This is a genomic window from Enterobacter cloacae complex sp. IR5459 (assembly GCF_049238005.1).
Classification (GTDB): Bacteria; Pseudomonadota; Gammaproteobacteria; order Enterobacterales; family Enterobacteriaceae; genus Enterobacter; species Enterobacter hormaechei_C.
On sequence record NZ_JBMKIG010000002.1, the window covers coordinates 365,208 to 380,438 of the forward strand.

Sequence of the window (15,231 nt, forward strand, 5' to 3'; positions counted from 1 at the left end):
CCGGGGTGAGGGCATCAAACCGCACTCACCCCAGATACTCAATCACCGACAGCCCGCCGTTATAGTCCGTGCTGTAAATAATCCCCTGCGCGTCCACAAACACGTCACACGACTGGATCACCTGCGGGCGATTCGGCCGCGTATCCATCATCCTCTCCGGCGCCGCGGGCACCAGCGCTCCCGTTTCCACCGGGCGATACGGATTGGAAATGTCATACGCGCGCACGCCCGCGTTCTGATACGTCGCGAAGATCAGCGTGGAGCTGACAAAGCTCCCCGGCCGGTTCTCGTGCAGGTTGTGCGGGCCAAAATGCGCCCCTTTCGCCACGTAGTCGATTTCATCCGGCTGCGGGAAGGTAGAGATACTCACCGGGTTCGACGGCTCGCGAATATCAAACAGCCAGATCAGCTTCTCGCCGTCTTCCTGGTTATCGAGCACCGCTTCGTCCAGCACCACCAGCAGATCGCGGTCCGGCAGCGGCAGCGCGGTGTGCGTCCCACCGCCAAACGGCGGGCTCCAGTTACGGTGGCTAATGAGCTTAGGCTGGGTGCGATCCTTCACGTCCAGCAGCGTCAGGCCGCCGTCGCGCCAGCTGCCGTACGCGGTATCCCCCGCAATAATCGCGTGGTGCAGCGCGTAGCGTTTCCCTTCCGGCCAGTCCGGCTGTTCGCCTGCGGCCTGGTTCATCCCCGGCAGCCACCAGCGCCCCGCCACCTCGGGCTTGCGCGGGTCCGCCAGGTCAATGGTCAGGAAAATGTAGTCGGTAAAACCGTCGATCAGCGCCGACACGTACGCCCAGCGGCCACCGACGTACCAGATGCGGTGAATGCCGATGCCGCTCAGCGACAGAAAGCCGATTTCGCGCGGCCTGTCCGGCGTGGAGATATCAAAAACGCGAAGCCCGGCGCTCCAGCCCCTGTCCTGAACGTCGCTGACGGTCTCTCCTACCTGACGGGTGTAGTAGACCTTCTCGTCGGCGAAGCGGGCATCGGCAAACAGATCCCGGGCGTTGATCACCAGCAGCAGGTCGTCATGCGCCTGGAGGTGCACGTTCCAGGTGCCCGGCGGCGCGGGGACATAGCCCGCGGGTTTCGGATTTTTTGGATCGCGCACGTCGACAATCGAAAAGCCCTGCGACACCATATGGCCGATATACGCAAAGCCGCGGTGCACCATCAGCTGCACGCCGTCCGGGCGACCGCCCTGGTCGCTATGGCCAATCAGCCGCATATTGCGGCTGTATTCTGGCGTAGGAAGCATGCTCATTTATTTTTCGCTTCCAGCGTCGCAAACCACGGCGCGATAAAATCTTCCGTCTGGCCCCAGCCCGGAATGATTTTGCCCAGCGACGCCACGTTCACCGCCCCCGGCTGCGCGGTCAGCAGCGCCTGCGGGATCGCAGCGGCTTTGAAGTCGTAGGTGGCAGGCGTGGCTTCACCGGCAATCTTGTTGGCGATCAGGCGTACGTTGGTCGCGCCAATCAGCTTCGGATCTACCGCCACGCTCACCTTCCACGGGCTACCCGGCTCGCGCATCAGCTGTAAATCCTGGTTGGAGATGTCGATGCTGTAGAGTTTGATCTCGGTGCGGCCGTTCTCTTTCAGCGCCTTATACGCGCCCTGGCTGAAGGCATCCCAGGTCCCCCAGATGGCGTCGATTTTGCCTTTCGGGTATTTCGCCAGGATCGCGCCCACCTTGTTGGCGGTGTCGCCCTGCACGTCAGAGGAGACCGCGCCGATGGACTCCAGCTCTTTAATCTCCGGGTATTGCTTTTGCAACTCTTTATACGCCGCCTGACGACGCTCCATCGGCGGGAAGCCCGCTACCCACAGCTTGACGATATTGGCCTTGCCGTTGAAATCTTTCGCCAGCTGGCCGAAGGAGAGATTGGTCAGAGAGGCATCGTCCTGTTGGGTAACGGTCACGCCCGGGATCTCGCCATTGACGGCGGTATCAAATACGGCGACCTTGATCCCGGCATCCACCGCCTTTTTTACCAGCGCGGTGGAGTACGGATCGCGGCCCTGCGACAGGATGATCCCGTCATATTTCTGGCTGATGGCCTGGTTCACGAAGTCCTGGAATTTAGCGTCATCCCCGTTGCTCAAAAAGGTGCTGACCTTAAAGCCGAGCTTTTTCCCTTCCTGAATGGCCCCGGCAACAAACTGCGTGGTGTTGTCGTCTGAGCCGAGGTTGCGGATCACCGCAATGCGAATGGGGCCGTCATGGTTGGCAATGGCCGCCGGGAGCGGTGCGGGCGTGGCCGCGAAGCCAGGCAGAGCGGTGAATAACCCTAATGCCACCAAAGAGAGTGCAATCTTTTTCATTTTTTATCCCGTTGTGTTGTCAGCGTTTTTGTATGTAGGTAATCGCCAGCGCTACCGCGAGCACCAGCCCTTTTATAATGTCCATGGCGTAATACGGCACGGAGAGCATCACCAGCCCGTTCGACAGCACGCCGAGGATCACCGCCCCGACCAGGGTCCCCAGGGCATTCGGCTTGCCGGACCCGGCCAGCGAGAAGCCGATCCACGCCGCCGCCACCGCATCCATCAGGTAACCGCCGCCCGCGTTCACCTGCGATGAGCCAATACGCGAGGCCAGCAAAATCCCGCCCAGGCCCGCCAGCAGGGAGGCAATCACGTAGGCCGCCACCTTGTAGCGCGTGGTGCGAATCCCCGAGAGGCGCGCCGCTTCCGGGTTACCGCCAATGGCGTACATCCGACGACCGTGAGTGGTCAACGAGAGGCCAAGCTGCGCCAGCACCGTCACCACCAGCATGACGATCACGATAGTCGGTACCTGTCCCAGCAGGCTGAACGTCGCAGGGATGGTGCCTTCCGCCATGTCGCCGCTCGGCAGCACCATGTTCTCAGTAATCGACCCGCCGTAGCTGTAGGTCATCGCCACGCCCTGGATGACAAACAGGCTGGCGAGGGTGGCGAGCATGTCCGGAATACGCAGGATGACGATCAGGAAAGCGTTAAACAGGCCGACCAGCGTGCAGAGCGCGAGAGTGATTACAATCGACTCGGTGGTGCCGAAGCCGTGCCAGACGAAGAGCGAAATCACCAGCGCGTTCGCCAGCGACGCGGTGGATCCCACCGAGAGATCGAACCCGCCGACGGTCAGGGAGATCGACACGCCGATGGCAATCACCGTCACGATGGCAATCGAGCGCAGAATGTTGATGATGTTGTTCGGATCGAGGAAGCTGTCCGACGCCAGGCCAAAGACGGCCACCAGCGCGACGACGGTCAGCAGCATGCCCCACTTATAAAGAAAATCGAATAGTTGCTGACGGCCAGACGCCGCCGCGGTCACTGAAAGGGCCTTGCTCACGACGCCATTCCTCCGGTTGAATAATAAAGTAGTGTCTCTTCCCGGGCCTCTGCCCCGGCGATTTCCGCCACGATGCGCCCGTCCCACAGCACGCAGATGCGGTCGCAGAGCCCCACCAGCTCGGCGAACTCGCCGGAGGCGTAAATCACCCCTTTGCCCTCGCGCGCCAGGCCGTCGATAAGCTGAAACAGATCGGTTTTGGCCTTCACGTCCACGCCTTTGGTCGGCTCGTCGAATATCAGCACGCTGGCGTCATTACGCAACCATTTACCGATGGCGACCTTCTGCTGGTTGCCGCCGGAGAGACGTCGCAAAACCTGCCCGGGACCGCGGGCGCGAACGCCGACGCGGGCGATCACCTCCTCCGCCCAGCGCCACGCCTGACGATGGCCGAACAGGCTCCAGCGCGAGAAGCTGTTATCGGCGCACACGGCAAGATTCATGCTCACCGTCTCGTCGATAAAAATGCCCTCTTTGCGCCGCTCTTCCGGCACCAGCGCCAGGCCGCGCAGCACCGAGTCCGCCGGGTCGCGCGGTTTCCAGTCCTGATGGTTCAGCTCGCCGTTCGCGACGCGGCTTTTACTGGCGCCAAACAGCGCCTTACAGAGTTCGGTTTTGCCCGCGCCCGCCAGCCCGGCAATGCCGAGAATTTCGCCCTTGCGCAGGTGCAGAGAGATATCTTTCAGCAGCGCGTCGTCGTGCAGCCCTTCAACCCGCAGCAGCGTTTCGTCGCCGTGCGGCGGGCGCGGGGGCGGATAGATATCGCTCAGCTCGTGGCCGAGCATCTTCTCAACAATCTCTTCACCGCTGAGATCGGCCATCGGGCCAGACTCAATCAGCCTGCCGTCGCGCAGCACCGTGAGGGTGTCGCAGATAGCTTTTAGCTCGTGAATGCGGTGAGAGATAAACACCACGCCGATGCCCTGCTGTTGCAGACGTCTTACCACCGCAAACAGACGCTCGCTCTCGTGCGCGTCCAGCGGCGCGGTGGGCTCGTCAAGAATTAAAAAACGGCAGTGGTGGGACAAAGCGCGTGCCAGCAAAATCTGCTGCTTTTCGGCAAGCGTGCAGCTGTCGATGGAGCGGCGAACGTCGAGCGAAACATCCAGCTGCGCCAGCGCCTGCCGCGCCTGCTGGCGGATGTCGCGCCAGCGGTAGCGGTGCCCTGGCTGCGCCAGCTGGTCGAGCATGATGTTTTCAGCAATGCTTAACCCCGGGATCAGCGCCACGTCCACCTCCTGCTGCACGAGGTGGATGCCCAGCCGTTTGGCGTCCAGCGGCTCGCGGATGCTTACCGGCTGGTTGTTAATGCAGATTTCGCCTTCATAGTGGTCGTGCGTCCCGCACAGCACCGCCATCAGCGTCGATTTCCCCGCGCCGTTGGCGCCGGTCAGCGCATGCACCGACCCGCCGTTCAGGGTGAAATCCACGCGCGACAGCGCCTGAAAGCCGGAAAAGGCCAGGCTGATACCGCGCATCTCAAGGCGACTGGAAACCATCCGCGTAAATCCTTCATTACTCTTCTGATTTAGCGAATTTTTCACAGCTCCGGTTGACTGACAACGACGGAAAAGGCATAAGATAAAGCGAAATATTATTAGCCATCCGGATGTCCAGACATAACATCGGGTTAGCGCTTGCTAAAAAAGGACAACTTCATGAGCAACACCGATATCCGCGTCGTACCCGGCCCGGCGAACTACTTCTCTCATCCGGGAAGCCTTGCACACCTGAATAATTTCTTTACTCCGGAACAACTTTCCCGCGCGGCGTGGATCTACGGCGAGCGGGCAATCGAGGGCGCACGCCCTTATCTGCCGCAGAGTTTTAACGCGACGGGGGCAAAACATCTGTTGTTTAAGGGCCATTGCAGCGAGCGTGACGTCACTCATCTGGTAAACGAGTCGGGAAGTGAAACCAGCGTGGTGATTGGCGTGGGCGGCGGTGCGGTAATGGATACCGTCAAGGCCGTGGCACGTCGTCTGGGCGTGCCGTTCGTGGGCATTCCCACTATCGCCGCCACCTGCGCGGCGTGGACCCCGCTCTCCGTGTGGTACAACGATGCCGGTCAGGCGCTACAGTTTGAGATTTTTGACGACGCCAACTTTCTGGTGCTGGTGGAGCCGCAGATCATCCTTAACGCCCCGGCGGAATACCTGCTGGCGGGCATCGGCGATACGCTGGCGAAGTGGTACGAAGCGGCGGTGCTCGCCCCTCAACCTGAGAGTCTGCCGCTGACCGTGCGTCTTGGCCTGAACGGTGCGCTGGCGATCCGCGACGTGCTGCTGGAACGCAGCGAAGAGGCGCTTGCAGATCAGCAGCGCGGCGAACAGACGCAGGCGTTCCGGGACGTGGTGGATGCGATTATTGCCGGAGGCGGAATGGTCGGCGGTCTGGGTGAGCGCTATACCCGCGTGGCGGCGGCGCACGCGGTGCACAACGGCTTAACCGTGCTGCCGCAGACGGAAAAATACCTGCACGGCACCAAGGTGGCCTACGGCATTCTGGTCCAGAGCGCCCTGCTCGGCCAGGACGACGTGCTGGCGCAGCTGGTGGCGGCATACCAACGCTTTAACCTGCCGATCACGCTTCGCGAGCTGGACGTCGATATTCACAACCGCGACGAGCTGGATAAGGTCATTGCCCACACCCTGCGCCCGGTGGAGTCGATTCACTATCTGCCGGTGACGTTAACGCCTGAGGTGCTGCGCGCCGCGTTTGCGAAGGTGGAATCCTTCAGCCGTTAATTGCGCCGACGGGCTATACCTAATGATGATTCTCTCCACTCTTGCAACGAGGTCATCATGCAGATCGATTTAACAGGTAAAAAGGCGCTGGTTACCGGCGCCAGTCGTGGGCTGGGTCGGGCGATTGCGCTGTCGCTGGCGCGAGCCGGTGCCGATGTGGTTATCACCTACGAAAAATCCGTCGATAAAGCCCAGCAGGTCGTCGATGAGATCAACGCGCTGGGGCGACACGGCGAGGCGATTCAGGATGCGGTCACGCAGGCGGCGCGCTCCCTCGGCGGGCTGGATATTCTGGTCAATAACGCCGGGATAGCGCGCGGCGGCCCGCTGGAGTCCATGACCCTGGCGGACATCGACGCTCTGATCAACGTCAACATCCGCGGCGTGGTGATCGCCATTCAGGAAGCGCTGGTGCATATGTCGGACGGCGGACGCATCATCAACATCGGCAGCTGTCTGGCGAACCGCGTGGCGCAGCCGGGGATCGCCGTCTACTCGATGACCAAGTCTGCCCTTAACTCTCTCACCCGAGGTCTGGCCCGTGATTTAGGCCCGCGTGGCATTACCGTCAACCTGGTCCACCCCGGCCCGACCAACAGCGATATGAACCCGGAAGACGGCGAGCAGGCTGACTCTCAGCGTCAGCTTATTGCCCTGGGCCATTACGGCCAGCCGGAGGATATCGCAGCGGCAGTCACCTTCCTCGCCAGCCCGGCTGCGGGGCAAATTTCCGGCACCGGTCTGGATGTCGACGGCGGTCTGAACGCCTGATCGCAAATTTACTGTATGCCTCTGTCGCCCGGCAGAGGCCTGTTCGAGCCGCCTCGACGATTCGCGTTTTGCCGCTTTCTCGCGGTTATTCTCCGCTCTACAGTACCCCATTAGAAATTCGGAATTTATCTAATAGTCTTATTATTTCCTTATATTTTGTATGGGCGTACAGTGGAGGTACGGATGAAGATTGTGTGGTCTAAAACAGCAGAGAAGCAGTTTTCTAAAATCGATCCTCGATATCAGAACCGCATTAAATTCAGGCTGGAGAAGATGGACGATAAAACATCACCTGTCGCGGATATCAAGAAATTATCTTCTCCCGAAAACCACTACAGGTTGCGATTAGGTGATTACAGGGTCATTTACACCTTCGGAGACCCGCCGGGTGATATCTGCTACGTAGTGGCAGTAAAACGCCGGACAACCACTACCTACCTTCATGAGGAGCATACGGAATATGACTATTCAGTTCATCAAGGATGAAGAAGGAAAAAAACAGTATGTTGTCATACCCTACGGTGAATATTTTCGCATGCGTTTAGCCATGCTTGAGTACGATGACGATGATGAAAACGACTGGGAAGACATCCCTTACGAATCAGACATCTACGATAACGTAGGTTTACCGGGTGAAGTGTGCGACATCATGCATAACGAGAACGTCAGCCTACAGGCCGCCTGGCGCATTTTATGCGGCATGTCCCAGCAGGAGGTGGCGGAGAAGCTTGGCATCAGCCAGTCCGCCGTGTCACAGCTGGAAGCGCTGGACTCCCGACCGCAAAAGCGCACCCGCGAAAAGCTGGCGGCACTTTACGGCTGTAAACAGGAGCAGATCAGCCTCTATTTACCGAAAGAGGGTTAACAGCACTTCGCCCCGCCCTTGCCACCGTAGCGGGCGTCCTGGCGGTCGCGGAAAAATTCTTCGTAGGTCATCGGCGTCTGGTCCGGGTGGTTGACGCGCATATGCTCGACGTAGTTGTCGTAATCCGGCACGCCAATCATCATTTTAGCGGCCTGGCCCAGGTATTTACCTGCTTTGGAAAGGGTGTCGAACATAATCAGTTTCTCGTTTGTATTCCCCTCACCCTGACCCTCTCCCCAAAGGGGAGAAGGAACTTTAACACCCTCTCCCCTTTGGGGAGAGGGCTGGGGTGAGGGGGTTTGGTAATGTTAATGCGCCCCTTTCGCCTGGGTGACAATCTCGTCCAGGTTCTCAGGCATTGGCTCATACGGTGTCTCTTTCGCCGTCGGTTTGTCGACTTTCAACGCCGCCAGCGCGGTTTTCAGAGAATACAACGCCAGCACCACAACCACCACCATAAAGAAGATGGTCAGCCCGGCGTCCAGACGGTTGTTAAACACCAGCTGCGACAGCTGAGATTCGGTGTACTGTGCCGGGATCTTACCGCTGTCGATCATCGCCTGGAACTTGTTGGCGATCGCCAGGAAGCCCACCTTGTTGTCCGGGCTGAAGGCTTTCTGCCAGCCCGCGGTCAGGGTACAGATCAGCAGCCACGCCGTTGGCACCAGCGCCACCCATGCGTAACGCTGGCGCTTCATCTTGAACAGCACTACCGCGCAGAGCATCAGGGCCATGCCCGCCAGCATCTGGTTGGCGATACCGAACAGCGGCCACAGGGTGTTAATCCCGCCCAGCGGGTCGACCACGCCCTGATGCAGGAAGTAGCCCCACGCCAGCACGCACAGCGCTGTCGCCAGCAGGTTAGCCGGGAGTGAATCGGTACGTTTCAGGTTCGGGGAGATCACCCCCAGCAGATCCTGCAACATAAAGCGCGCCGCACGGGTACCGGCATCCACCGCCGTCAGAATAAACAGCGCCTCGAACAGAATGGCGAAGTGATACCAGAACGAGACATCCATCAGCCCGCCCAGCGCGCCGTGCAGGATGTAGGCCATGCCCACCGCCAGCGTTGGCGCCCCGCCTGCGCGGGAGATAATCGACTGCTCGCCGACCTCATTAGCGATATGCTTCAACGTTTCAGGGGTAATCGCAAAGCCCCAGCCGCTCACCACCTGCGCGGCAGAGGCGACCACGTCAACGGTGCCCGCCGGAGCCAGGACCGCCATCGGGCTGTTCATCGCGAAATACACGCCCGGGTCAATAATACAGGCCGAAACCAGCGCCATAATCGCCACGAAGGACTCCATCAGCATGCCGCCGTAGCCAATCAGGCAGGCCTGATTTTCATTCGCCAGCATCTTCGGCGTGGTCCCGGAGGCAATCAGCGCGTGGAAGCCCGACACCGCCCCACAGGCGATGGTGATAAACAGGAACGGGAACAGATTGCCGGTCCAGACCGGGCCGGTGCCGTCAATAAATTTGGTCAGCGCAGGCATGGTCAGGGTCGGGCGCATAATTAAAATGCCGATCGCCAGCCCGACGATGGTGCCGATTTTCAGGAAGGTAGAGAGGTAGTCACGCGGGGCCAGCAGCAGCCATACCGGCAGCACCGCCGCCACAAAGCCGTAGCCCACCAGCATCCAGGTCAGCTGTACGCCGGTAAAGTCGAAGAACGGCGCCCAGGTCGGGCTTTCCGCCACCCAGCCGCCGGAGATAATGGCGAACACGAGGAATACCAGGCCAATCACCGACACTTCACCAATGCGGCCCGGACGCAGGTAACGGATGTAGATCCCCATGAACAGCGCCAGCGGTATGGTGAAGGCGACGGTGTAGGTTCCCCACGGGCTGTGGGTCAAGGCTTTCACCACAATCATCGCCAGCACCGCGAGGATGATCACCATGATCATAAAGGTCGCCACCAGCGCAATCACCCCGGCGGTTGCCCCCATCTCTTCTTTCACCAGCTCACCCAGCGAACGACCGTCGCGACGGGTGGAGACGAACAGCACCATGAAGTCCTGCACCGCGCCCGCCAGCACCACCCCCGCGAGGATCCAGATCATCCCCGGCAGGTAGCCCATCTGCGCGGCCAGTACCGGCCCCACCAGCGGGCCTGCCCCGGCAATCGCCGCGAAATGGTGACCGAACAGCACTTTTTTATCGGTCGGCACGTAGTCCAGACCATCGTTGTGGCGCACGGCAGGCGTCATGCGCGTGCCGTCTACGCCCAGCACCGTCTTTGCGATATAGCGGCCATAAAAACGGTATGCGATCAGATAAATGCAGACGGAGGCGACGACGATCCACAGCGCGTTGATCTGCTCCCCCCGGTTGAGGGCGATATAGCCCAGGGCAAAGGCTCCCACCACGGAGAGCACCGCCCACGTAAGGTATTTCCCTGAGTTGTTCATAGTTGTTGTCCGTTGTTGTGAAACAGTGAGATGTTACATTTTGTTTCTAGAACAACGGATAAAATTTAACAACTTTGAAACTCAATAATGCGTGGTCAAACCAGAGATTTACACCACAGTGTTAAGCCGATCACTTTCAGCTGAATGACTTACCCCAACACCATCGTACTCAACCGACAGGTACAGCACCGCCGCCCCTGCTCGTCGAACACCACGATCTCCCAGCTCTGGCTGGAACGGCCCAGATGCAGCGGCTGACACACGCCGCGTACCTTACCGTGTGAGACTGCGCGGTGGTGCGTGGCATTCAGTTCCGTACCCACCACGTTCTGCCCGTCATGGGTCATCAGAAAACCGGCCATCGAGCCCAGCGTTTCCGCCAGCGCCGCCGAGGCGCCGCCGTGCAGCAGGCCAAACGGCTGATGGGTGCGCGCATCCACCGGCATCTCCGCTTCCAGCGTATCGTCCCCGAGGCGGGTATAGACGATGCCAAGGTGCCCCACCATCGTATTCAGGCTGGTGGCGTTCAGCTCCTCGAGCGTTAAATGACGTTTCCAGATCATTACGCCCCCAGCGTGGAGCCGCCGTCCACCACGATATCCTGCAAGGTGATATGGCTGGCGGCATCGGATGCCAGGAACAGCACGGTCGCAGCAATCTCCTGCGGACGGGCAATTTTACCGAGCGGAATGCCAAGCTTGAACTGCTCGCCAAAGCCGCGAATGCGCCGCTGTTCCGCATCGTCGCTGGTCCACAGGGTGCGCTGCATGTCGGTATCCGTTGAACCCGGCGACACCAGGTTACAGCGTACGCCGCTGCCCGCCAGTTCCAGCCCGACTGTCAGCGCCAGGCTTTTCAGCGCCGCTTTCGACGCGCCGTAGGCGCTCATGCCGATGCGCGGCGTGTGCGCCGCGTCAGAGGCCACCGTCACAATCGCCCCACCCTGCTGACGACGGAACTTGCCCATCGTCTGCTGGAACAGGTTGAACGCGCCGCCGACGTTGACCGCAAAGGTCTGCTGCCAGTCCTCCTGCGAAAGCTGATCCGTCGCGCCCATACGCAGAATGCCCGCTGCGTTAACCAGCACGTCGAGCCGCTCAAGGCTGCTGAGCAAACGCCCGCAGACGTCACTCGCCTGCGCCGCATCCGCCACGTCCAGCGTTTCGGTGGCAAACGGATATTCGCCGTGAGGGAAAGCCAGATCGAACCCGGTCACCTGCGCCCCGGCCTCCACAAATGCCAGCGCGGTCGCATAGCCAATGCCCTTACCCGCGCCCGTCACCCAGACGGTTTTACCGGTAAAATCAAAAGCCATCACTTCACCTCGCGGGAGAGCAGCGCCCACCAGGCATCGAGGGTCGGATTTTTTGCCAGCATCACGAAATCAATGTCGCCGTGCACTTTGCGCCAGCGGGCGGCGAGCGCCATCATCCGTACTGAATCCAGACCGTAGTCGATCAGGTTTTCGTCATCCATCGGCTCGTCGGACTCGTCCAGCAGCGGCAGGATCAGCTCACGCAGCGCGGCTTTCGTTGCCGGAACGGACGGCAGCAGCTCGTCGGTCATCACCACGCGGCCCGAACGTCCGGCCACGTATTTCAGCGACATCAGGTGCTCGTCGCGGGTGAAATCCGCCAGCGCGTCGGCGATAAAGAACGGTTTAATGTCGCGCATAAAGGCGTCGGTGGCGGTGGTCATGCAGCCGATGTGGGCGTATACGCCGGTGATCAAAAGCTGGTTGCGCCCGGTCTCTTTCAGCATCTGCTCCAGCGGCGAGCGGTGAAACGCGCTGTAGCGCCACTTCACCAGCACGGTGTCCGCTTCATCCGGGGTCAGCTCAGCGACGATGCGCTGCTGCTCCGGCGAACGGGTCAGGCCCGGCCCCCACATGTCGTTCAGCAGGGCACGGTCTTCATCGCTCTGATCTTTCGGCTGCGCGGTGTAGTACACCGGAATATTGTGCTCTTTGCAGTACGCGCGCAGTTTAGCGATGTTCGCCACTACCTGCTGCATCATGTCGCTATTTTCGCCCCAGAAGTTCAGGAAGTACTCCTGCATATCGTGGATCAGCAGCGCGGCGCGCTCCGGTTCAAACGCCCAGTTCACTTTACTGGTCGGCAGTTCGGCGGCGGTTGGCAGCGCGTATGCGGTTAATTTTGGAATGGCCATTCTCTGTTCCTCAGCCCCGGGCGCGTTCAGCAAGCCACAGGCGCAACTGTTTCTTATCAACTTTGCCGACCGGCGTGAGCGGAAGCGCATCCACGCTCTCCACGCGGTCCGGCAGCTTAAATTCGGCAACGCCCTGCTCGCGCAGGAAGCGTCGCACCTCCACCGCGCGCAGGGGCTGTTTCACCACCAGGTACGCGCAGCTTTTTTCGCCCAGCAGGCTGTCCTCCATGCTCACCAGCGCGGCGTGGATCACCGCGTCGTGGCGCAGCAGCAGGTTTTCGATCTCTTCGGCGGCGATCTTCTCGCCACCGCGGTTGATCTGATCTTTCTCGCGCCCCTGCACGGTGATGTAACCCTGCTCGTCGATGGCGATCAGATCGCCCGAGCAGTAGAAACCGTTGGCATCAAAGGCGCTGGCGTTGTGTTCCGGGCTGTTGAAATAGCCGCGGAAGGTATACGGGCCGCGCGTCATCAGACGCCCGACTTCCCCGCGCGGCAGCGGGTTGCCGTCCTCATCCGCCACCCACACTTCATCGTCCGGGCACATCGGGCGGCCCTGGGTATTGATGATGCGCTCCGGCGCATCGTCGAGGGCGGTGTAGTTCACCAGCCCTTCCGCCATGCCAAACACCTGCTGAAGCTGGCAGCCAATTTCCGCCGGAATGCGCGCCGCAAGCGTGGCGGAGAGACGTGCGCCGCCTACCTGGAGCAGTTCGAGGGATTTCAGCTGGGCGTTCCCCGCGCCGTCGGCAATCGCCTGCAACCACAGGCTGACCGCGGGCGGCACCAGCGAGGTGACGTTGATCTGATGCTGCTCAATCAGCGGGAAGCAGAGCGTGGCGCTCGGATCGTTCGCCAGCACCACGCAGCCGCCCGCCGTGAAAACGCCTAACGATCCCGGCGAACTCATGGCGTAGTTGTGCGCCGCGGGAAGCGCGTTCAGATAGCGGGTGTGCGCAGTGATACCGCAGATTTCGTTGCTGCGGCGAATGCTGTAGTCGTAGTCGTTGTGCGTACGCGGGATCAGCTTCGGCGTGCCGGTGCTGCCGCCGGAGAGCTGGAAGAACGCCACTTCGTCGGCGGGCGTCGGGTTCGGGATGAAATTGTCCGCCGGGCGTGAAATCGCCGCCTCCAGCGCGTGTTCGCCCTTATCGCCGCGTAGCAGCACAACGCGTACCGAGCGATGCGCATCCACAAAGGTGTTGAGAAAATCATCGCCCGAGAACAGCGCGTGGTCGCGATCGGCAATCAGTACGGCGGGTTTGATCTGCTCCGCGTAGGCGTTGAGTTCACTGCGCTGATGGCTAAAGAGCGCGTTGACCGGCGCGACGCCGATTTGCAGTAGCGCGAAGAAGGTGATGTAGAACTCGGCCACGTTGCCGAGCTGCACCAGCGCGGTCTCGCCGCGATGCAGCCCCTGCGCCTGAAGGGCGGACGCCAGATTCGTCACCGCCTGATTAAACGCGCGGTAGGTAATGCGGCGATCGCCGTCAATTATCGCGACCGCATCGCTGTCCGCATGGTCCGTCAGGATGTGGGTCAGCGGCAGATCCTGCCAGTAGCCTTTTTCACGGTAGCGCCGGGCAAAATCCTCAGGCCAGCGGGTAAAAGGGATGGTCATGAGTATTCCTTAGTGCAAACCAAACACGTTGAGCATGGTGGAGAGCTTCACGCCCGTCTCGCGCCACTCGCCCACCGGGGAGGAAGCAGGCACAATGCCCGCGCCGGCAAACAGGCGAACGGTATTTTGATGCAGCCGCGCGCAGCGGATAGTTACCACCCACTCGCCGTTACCTTCGCTGTCGCACCAGCCAACGATGCCGCCGAACAGTTCGCGGTCGAAGGGCTCCAGCTCGGCAATGAGTTCTTTTGCCGCCTGATGCGGGAAACCGCTCAGGGCCGGGGTCGGGTGCAGCAGGCAGGCCAGCGTCAGGGCGTTCTCGTTTTCACGCGCGTCACCCTCAACCGGCGTGGCCAGATGCCACAGCGTTGGGGTGGTAATGAGCTGCGGGGAAGCCGGCATGCTCAGATGATGGCTGCGCGGTTCCAGAATGGTTTTCATCGCCTGGGTTACCAGGTCGTGCTCGTGACGGTCTTTTTCGGAGGCCAGCAGCTTAGTGCCCGCTTCGCGATCCAGCACATCGTCCGGCTGACGGCGCGCAGAGCCCGCCAGCGGCAGCGAACTAAAGTGCGCGCCCTCTTTACGCAACAGCAGTTCCGGGCTGGCGCCCAGCAGCACGCCGCCGTCTTCCAGCGGTACGTGGAAGTTAAAGCTCGCCGGGTTCTGGGCGATAAGACGCTCCATCAGCGCGCTGCTATCAATCTGTTTGTCGGTGGCAATATCAATCAGGCGCGACAGCACCACCTTATTCACCTGCGGCGTGGCGGTGAGCGACGCGGCGCGAGCAACCATCTCCTCGAAAACCGGCTGCGGCGGGATCTCGGTGCGCTGTTGCACGTTCAGCGTCTGCGCGCCGGAGGCATAGCGTGCGGACTGCTGACGCGCCGGGCGGGAGAAGGTTTGCCAGCGTTGCGGAATAAACAGCGATGACGGTTTGCGGGTATCGAAGGGGATCGCCCCTACCATCACCGGATGGGCAATGCCGCTGTTTTTCGCATTCCGGAAAGCCTGAGCTAATTTCTGCTGAAAGGGACCCGCCGGATCGTCACCGCCGACGGCGGGTTCAGAAAAACGGGCAAAACAGCCGGACGTGGTAAAACTGCGGTAAGGCGACATAAAGAAAAAGCTATCTGCTTGCAGCGTAGTCGCGGTGTGCTGAACTTCCTCAGCCAGGGACGTGTCCATATCATCCTCCTTAAAATGATAAAAGAAGCAATAATGATTATCATTTATATTTTCGTCGGCTAACCTAATCCCACATCGCCCCGCTGTCAACCGTCGGGCAAATAACTTGTGCGACA

General features: G+C 60.5%; 15 protein-coding genes. 4 read left to right on the forward strand and 11 right to left on the reverse strand.

Going from position 1 to position 15,231, the window contains the following annotated elements; all coding sequences use genetic code 11:
- Positions 1-25 precede the first annotated feature (25 nt).
- From ACOTX4_RS05205 to ACOTX4_RS05220, 4 genes are read right to left on the reverse strand one after another with little or no spacing between them, the layout of a single operon-like run.
- A complete protein-coding gene (locus tag ACOTX4_RS05205) occupies positions 26-1,267 on the reverse strand; it encodes an LVIVD repeat-containing protein (protein WP_045332393.1) in 1,242 nt (413 codons plus the stop codon).
- The gene (locus ACOTX4_RS05210) at positions 1,264-2,328 is read right to left on the reverse strand and encodes a sugar ABC transporter substrate-binding protein (protein ID WP_022650577.1); all 1,065 of its coding nucleotides are present in this window, start codon (positions 2,326-2,328) and stop codon (positions 1,264-1,266) included. Before ACOTX4_RS05210 ends, ACOTX4_RS05205 begins: the two co-directional genes overlap by 4 nt.
- A 19-nt stretch (positions 2,329-2,347) precedes the next feature.
- A complete protein-coding gene (locus tag ACOTX4_RS05215; protein ID WP_045332394.1) occupies positions 2,348-3,343 on the reverse strand; it encodes an ABC transporter permease in 996 nt (331 codons plus the stop codon).
- Positions 3,340-4,842: a sugar ABC transporter ATP-binding protein gene (locus ACOTX4_RS05220; RefSeq protein WP_045332395.1), complete on the reverse strand. Its 1,503-nt coding sequence runs from the start codon at positions 4,840-4,842 to the stop codon at positions 3,340-3,342. The genes ACOTX4_RS05215 and ACOTX4_RS05220 overlap by 4 nt, the downstream gene beginning before the upstream one ends.
- 159 nt (positions 4,843-5,001) lie before the next feature.
- Here ACOTX4_RS05220 and ACOTX4_RS05225 point away from each other — a divergent pair, with 159 nt between their 5' ends.
- From ACOTX4_RS05225 to ACOTX4_RS05240, 4 genes are all read left to right on the forward strand, one after another.
- Complete coding sequence (locus tag ACOTX4_RS05225; protein WP_045332398.1) at positions 5,002-6,090, forward strand: oxidoreductase; 1,089 nt, start codon at positions 5,002-5,004, stop codon at positions 6,088-6,090.
- A gap of 57 nt (positions 6,091-6,147) precedes the next feature.
- Positions 6,148-6,861 (forward strand): SDR family NAD(P)-dependent oxidoreductase, encoded by a 714-nt coding sequence (locus ACOTX4_RS05230; protein ID WP_063938021.1) that lies wholly within the window; start codon positions 6,148-6,150, stop codon positions 6,859-6,861.
- 183 nt (positions 6,862-7,044) lie between these two features.
- Positions 7,045-7,347, forward strand: a complete 303-nt coding sequence (locus tag ACOTX4_RS05235; protein WP_022647393.1) for a type II toxin-antitoxin system RelE family toxin — start codon at positions 7,045-7,047, stop codon at positions 7,345-7,347.
- On the forward strand, positions 7,322-7,726 hold the full coding sequence (locus ACOTX4_RS05240) for a helix-turn-helix domain-containing protein (protein ID WP_003858790.1): 405 nt from the start codon (positions 7,322-7,324) through the stop codon (positions 7,724-7,726). Before ACOTX4_RS05235 ends, ACOTX4_RS05240 begins: the two co-directional genes overlap by 26 nt.
- On the opposite strand, the gene ACOTX4_RS05245 is transcribed toward ACOTX4_RS05240, so the two are convergent.
- From ACOTX4_RS05245 to entC, 7 genes are all read right to left on the reverse strand, one after another.
- A complete protein-coding gene (locus ACOTX4_RS05245; RefSeq protein ID WP_006809671.1) occupies positions 7,723-7,920 on the reverse strand; it encodes a YbdD/YjiX family protein in 198 nt (65 codons plus the stop codon). The two genes, ACOTX4_RS05240 and ACOTX4_RS05245, sit on opposite strands and share 4 nt — an antisense overlap.
- Before the next feature lie 114 nt (positions 7,921-8,034).
- Positions 8,035-10,140: a pyruvate/proton symporter CstA gene (gene cstA / locus ACOTX4_RS05250; protein ID WP_045332400.1), complete on the reverse strand. Its 2,106-nt coding sequence runs from the start codon at positions 10,138-10,140 to the stop codon at positions 8,035-8,037.
- Between the two features lie 149 nt (positions 10,141-10,289).
- Positions 10,290-10,703 carry a proofreading thioesterase EntH gene (gene entH / locus ACOTX4_RS05255; RefSeq protein WP_045332402.1) on the reverse strand — a complete coding sequence of 138 codons (414 nt, stop codon included), beginning with the start codon at positions 10,701-10,703 and terminating at the stop codon, positions 10,290-10,292.
- On the reverse strand, positions 10,703-11,455 hold the full coding sequence (gene entA / locus ACOTX4_RS05260; RefSeq protein WP_045332403.1) for a 2,3-dihydro-2,3-dihydroxybenzoate dehydrogenase EntA: 753 nt from the start codon (positions 11,453-11,455) through the stop codon (positions 10,703-10,705). Before entA ends, entH begins: the two co-directional genes overlap by 1 nt.
- Entirely contained in the window at positions 11,455-12,309 is an 855-nt protein-coding gene (locus tag ACOTX4_RS05265) for an isochorismatase (RefSeq protein ID WP_017382510.1), read from the reverse strand. The genes entA and ACOTX4_RS05265 overlap by 1 nt, the downstream gene beginning before the upstream one ends.
- 10 nt (positions 12,310-12,319) lie before the next feature.
- Complete coding sequence (entE, locus tag ACOTX4_RS05270; RefSeq protein ID WP_023324293.1) at positions 12,320-13,930, reverse strand: (2,3-dihydroxybenzoyl)adenylate synthase EntE; 1,611 nt, start codon at positions 13,928-13,930, stop codon at positions 12,320-12,322.
- Positions 13,931-13,939: 9 nt separating this feature from the next.
- Entirely contained in the window at positions 13,940-15,115 is a 1,176-nt protein-coding gene (gene entC / locus ACOTX4_RS05275; RefSeq protein ID WP_032608824.1) for an isochorismate synthase EntC, read from the reverse strand.
- Positions 15,116-15,231 lie beyond the last annotated feature (116 nt).

What these genes read in the sequence shown, in the direction of transcription:
- ACOTX4_RS05220 (WP_045332395.1), bottom strand. Translation starts at nt 4,842, where the DNA reads ATGGTTTCCAGTCGCCTTGAGATGCGCGGTATCAGCCTGGCCTTTTCC.
- ACOTX4_RS05205 (WP_045332393.1), bottom strand. Translation starts at nt 1,267, where the DNA reads ATGAGCATGCTTCCTACGCCAGAATACAGCCGCAATATGCGGCTGATT.
- entE (WP_023324293.1), bottom strand. Translation starts at nt 13,930, where the DNA reads ATGACCATCCCTTTTACCCGCTGGCCTGAGGATTTTGCCCGGCGCTAC.
- cstA (WP_045332400.1), bottom strand. Translation starts at nt 10,140, where the DNA reads ATGAACAACTCAGGGAAATACCTTACGTGGGCGGTGCTCTCCGTGGTG.
- ACOTX4_RS05245 (WP_006809671.1), bottom strand. Translation starts at nt 7,920, where the DNA reads ATGTTCGACACCCTTTCCAAAGCAGGTAAATACCTGGGCCAGGCCGCT.
- ACOTX4_RS05240 (WP_003858790.1), top strand. Translation starts at nt 7,322, where the DNA reads ATGACTATTCAGTTCATCAAGGATGAAGAAGGAAAAAAACAGTATGTT.
- entH (WP_045332402.1), bottom strand. Translation starts at nt 10,703, where the DNA reads ATGATCTGGAAACGTCATTTAACGCTCGAGGAGCTGAACGCCACCAGC.
- ACOTX4_RS05225 (WP_045332398.1), top strand. Translation starts at nt 5,002, where the DNA reads ATGAGCAACACCGATATCCGCGTCGTACCCGGCCCGGCGAACTACTTC.
- ACOTX4_RS05230 (WP_063938021.1), top strand. Translation starts at nt 6,148, where the DNA reads ATGCAGATCGATTTAACAGGTAAAAAGGCGCTGGTTACCGGCGCCAGT.
- ACOTX4_RS05265 (WP_017382510.1), bottom strand. Translation starts at nt 12,309, where the DNA reads ATGGCCATTCCAAAATTAACCGCATACGCGCTGCCAACCGCCGCCGAA.
- ACOTX4_RS05235 (WP_022647393.1), top strand. Translation starts at nt 7,045, where the DNA reads ATGAAGATTGTGTGGTCTAAAACAGCAGAGAAGCAGTTTTCTAAAATC.
- entA (WP_045332403.1), bottom strand. Translation starts at nt 11,455, where the DNA reads ATGGCTTTTGATTTTACCGGTAAAACCGTCTGGGTGACGGGCGCGGGT.
- ACOTX4_RS05210 (WP_022650577.1), bottom strand. Translation starts at nt 2,328, where the DNA reads ATGAAAAAGATTGCACTCTCTTTGGTGGCATTAGGGTTATTCACCGCT.
- entC (WP_032608824.1), bottom strand. Translation starts at nt 15,115, where the DNA reads ATGGACACGTCCCTGGCTGAGGAAGTTCAGCACACCGCGACTACGCTG.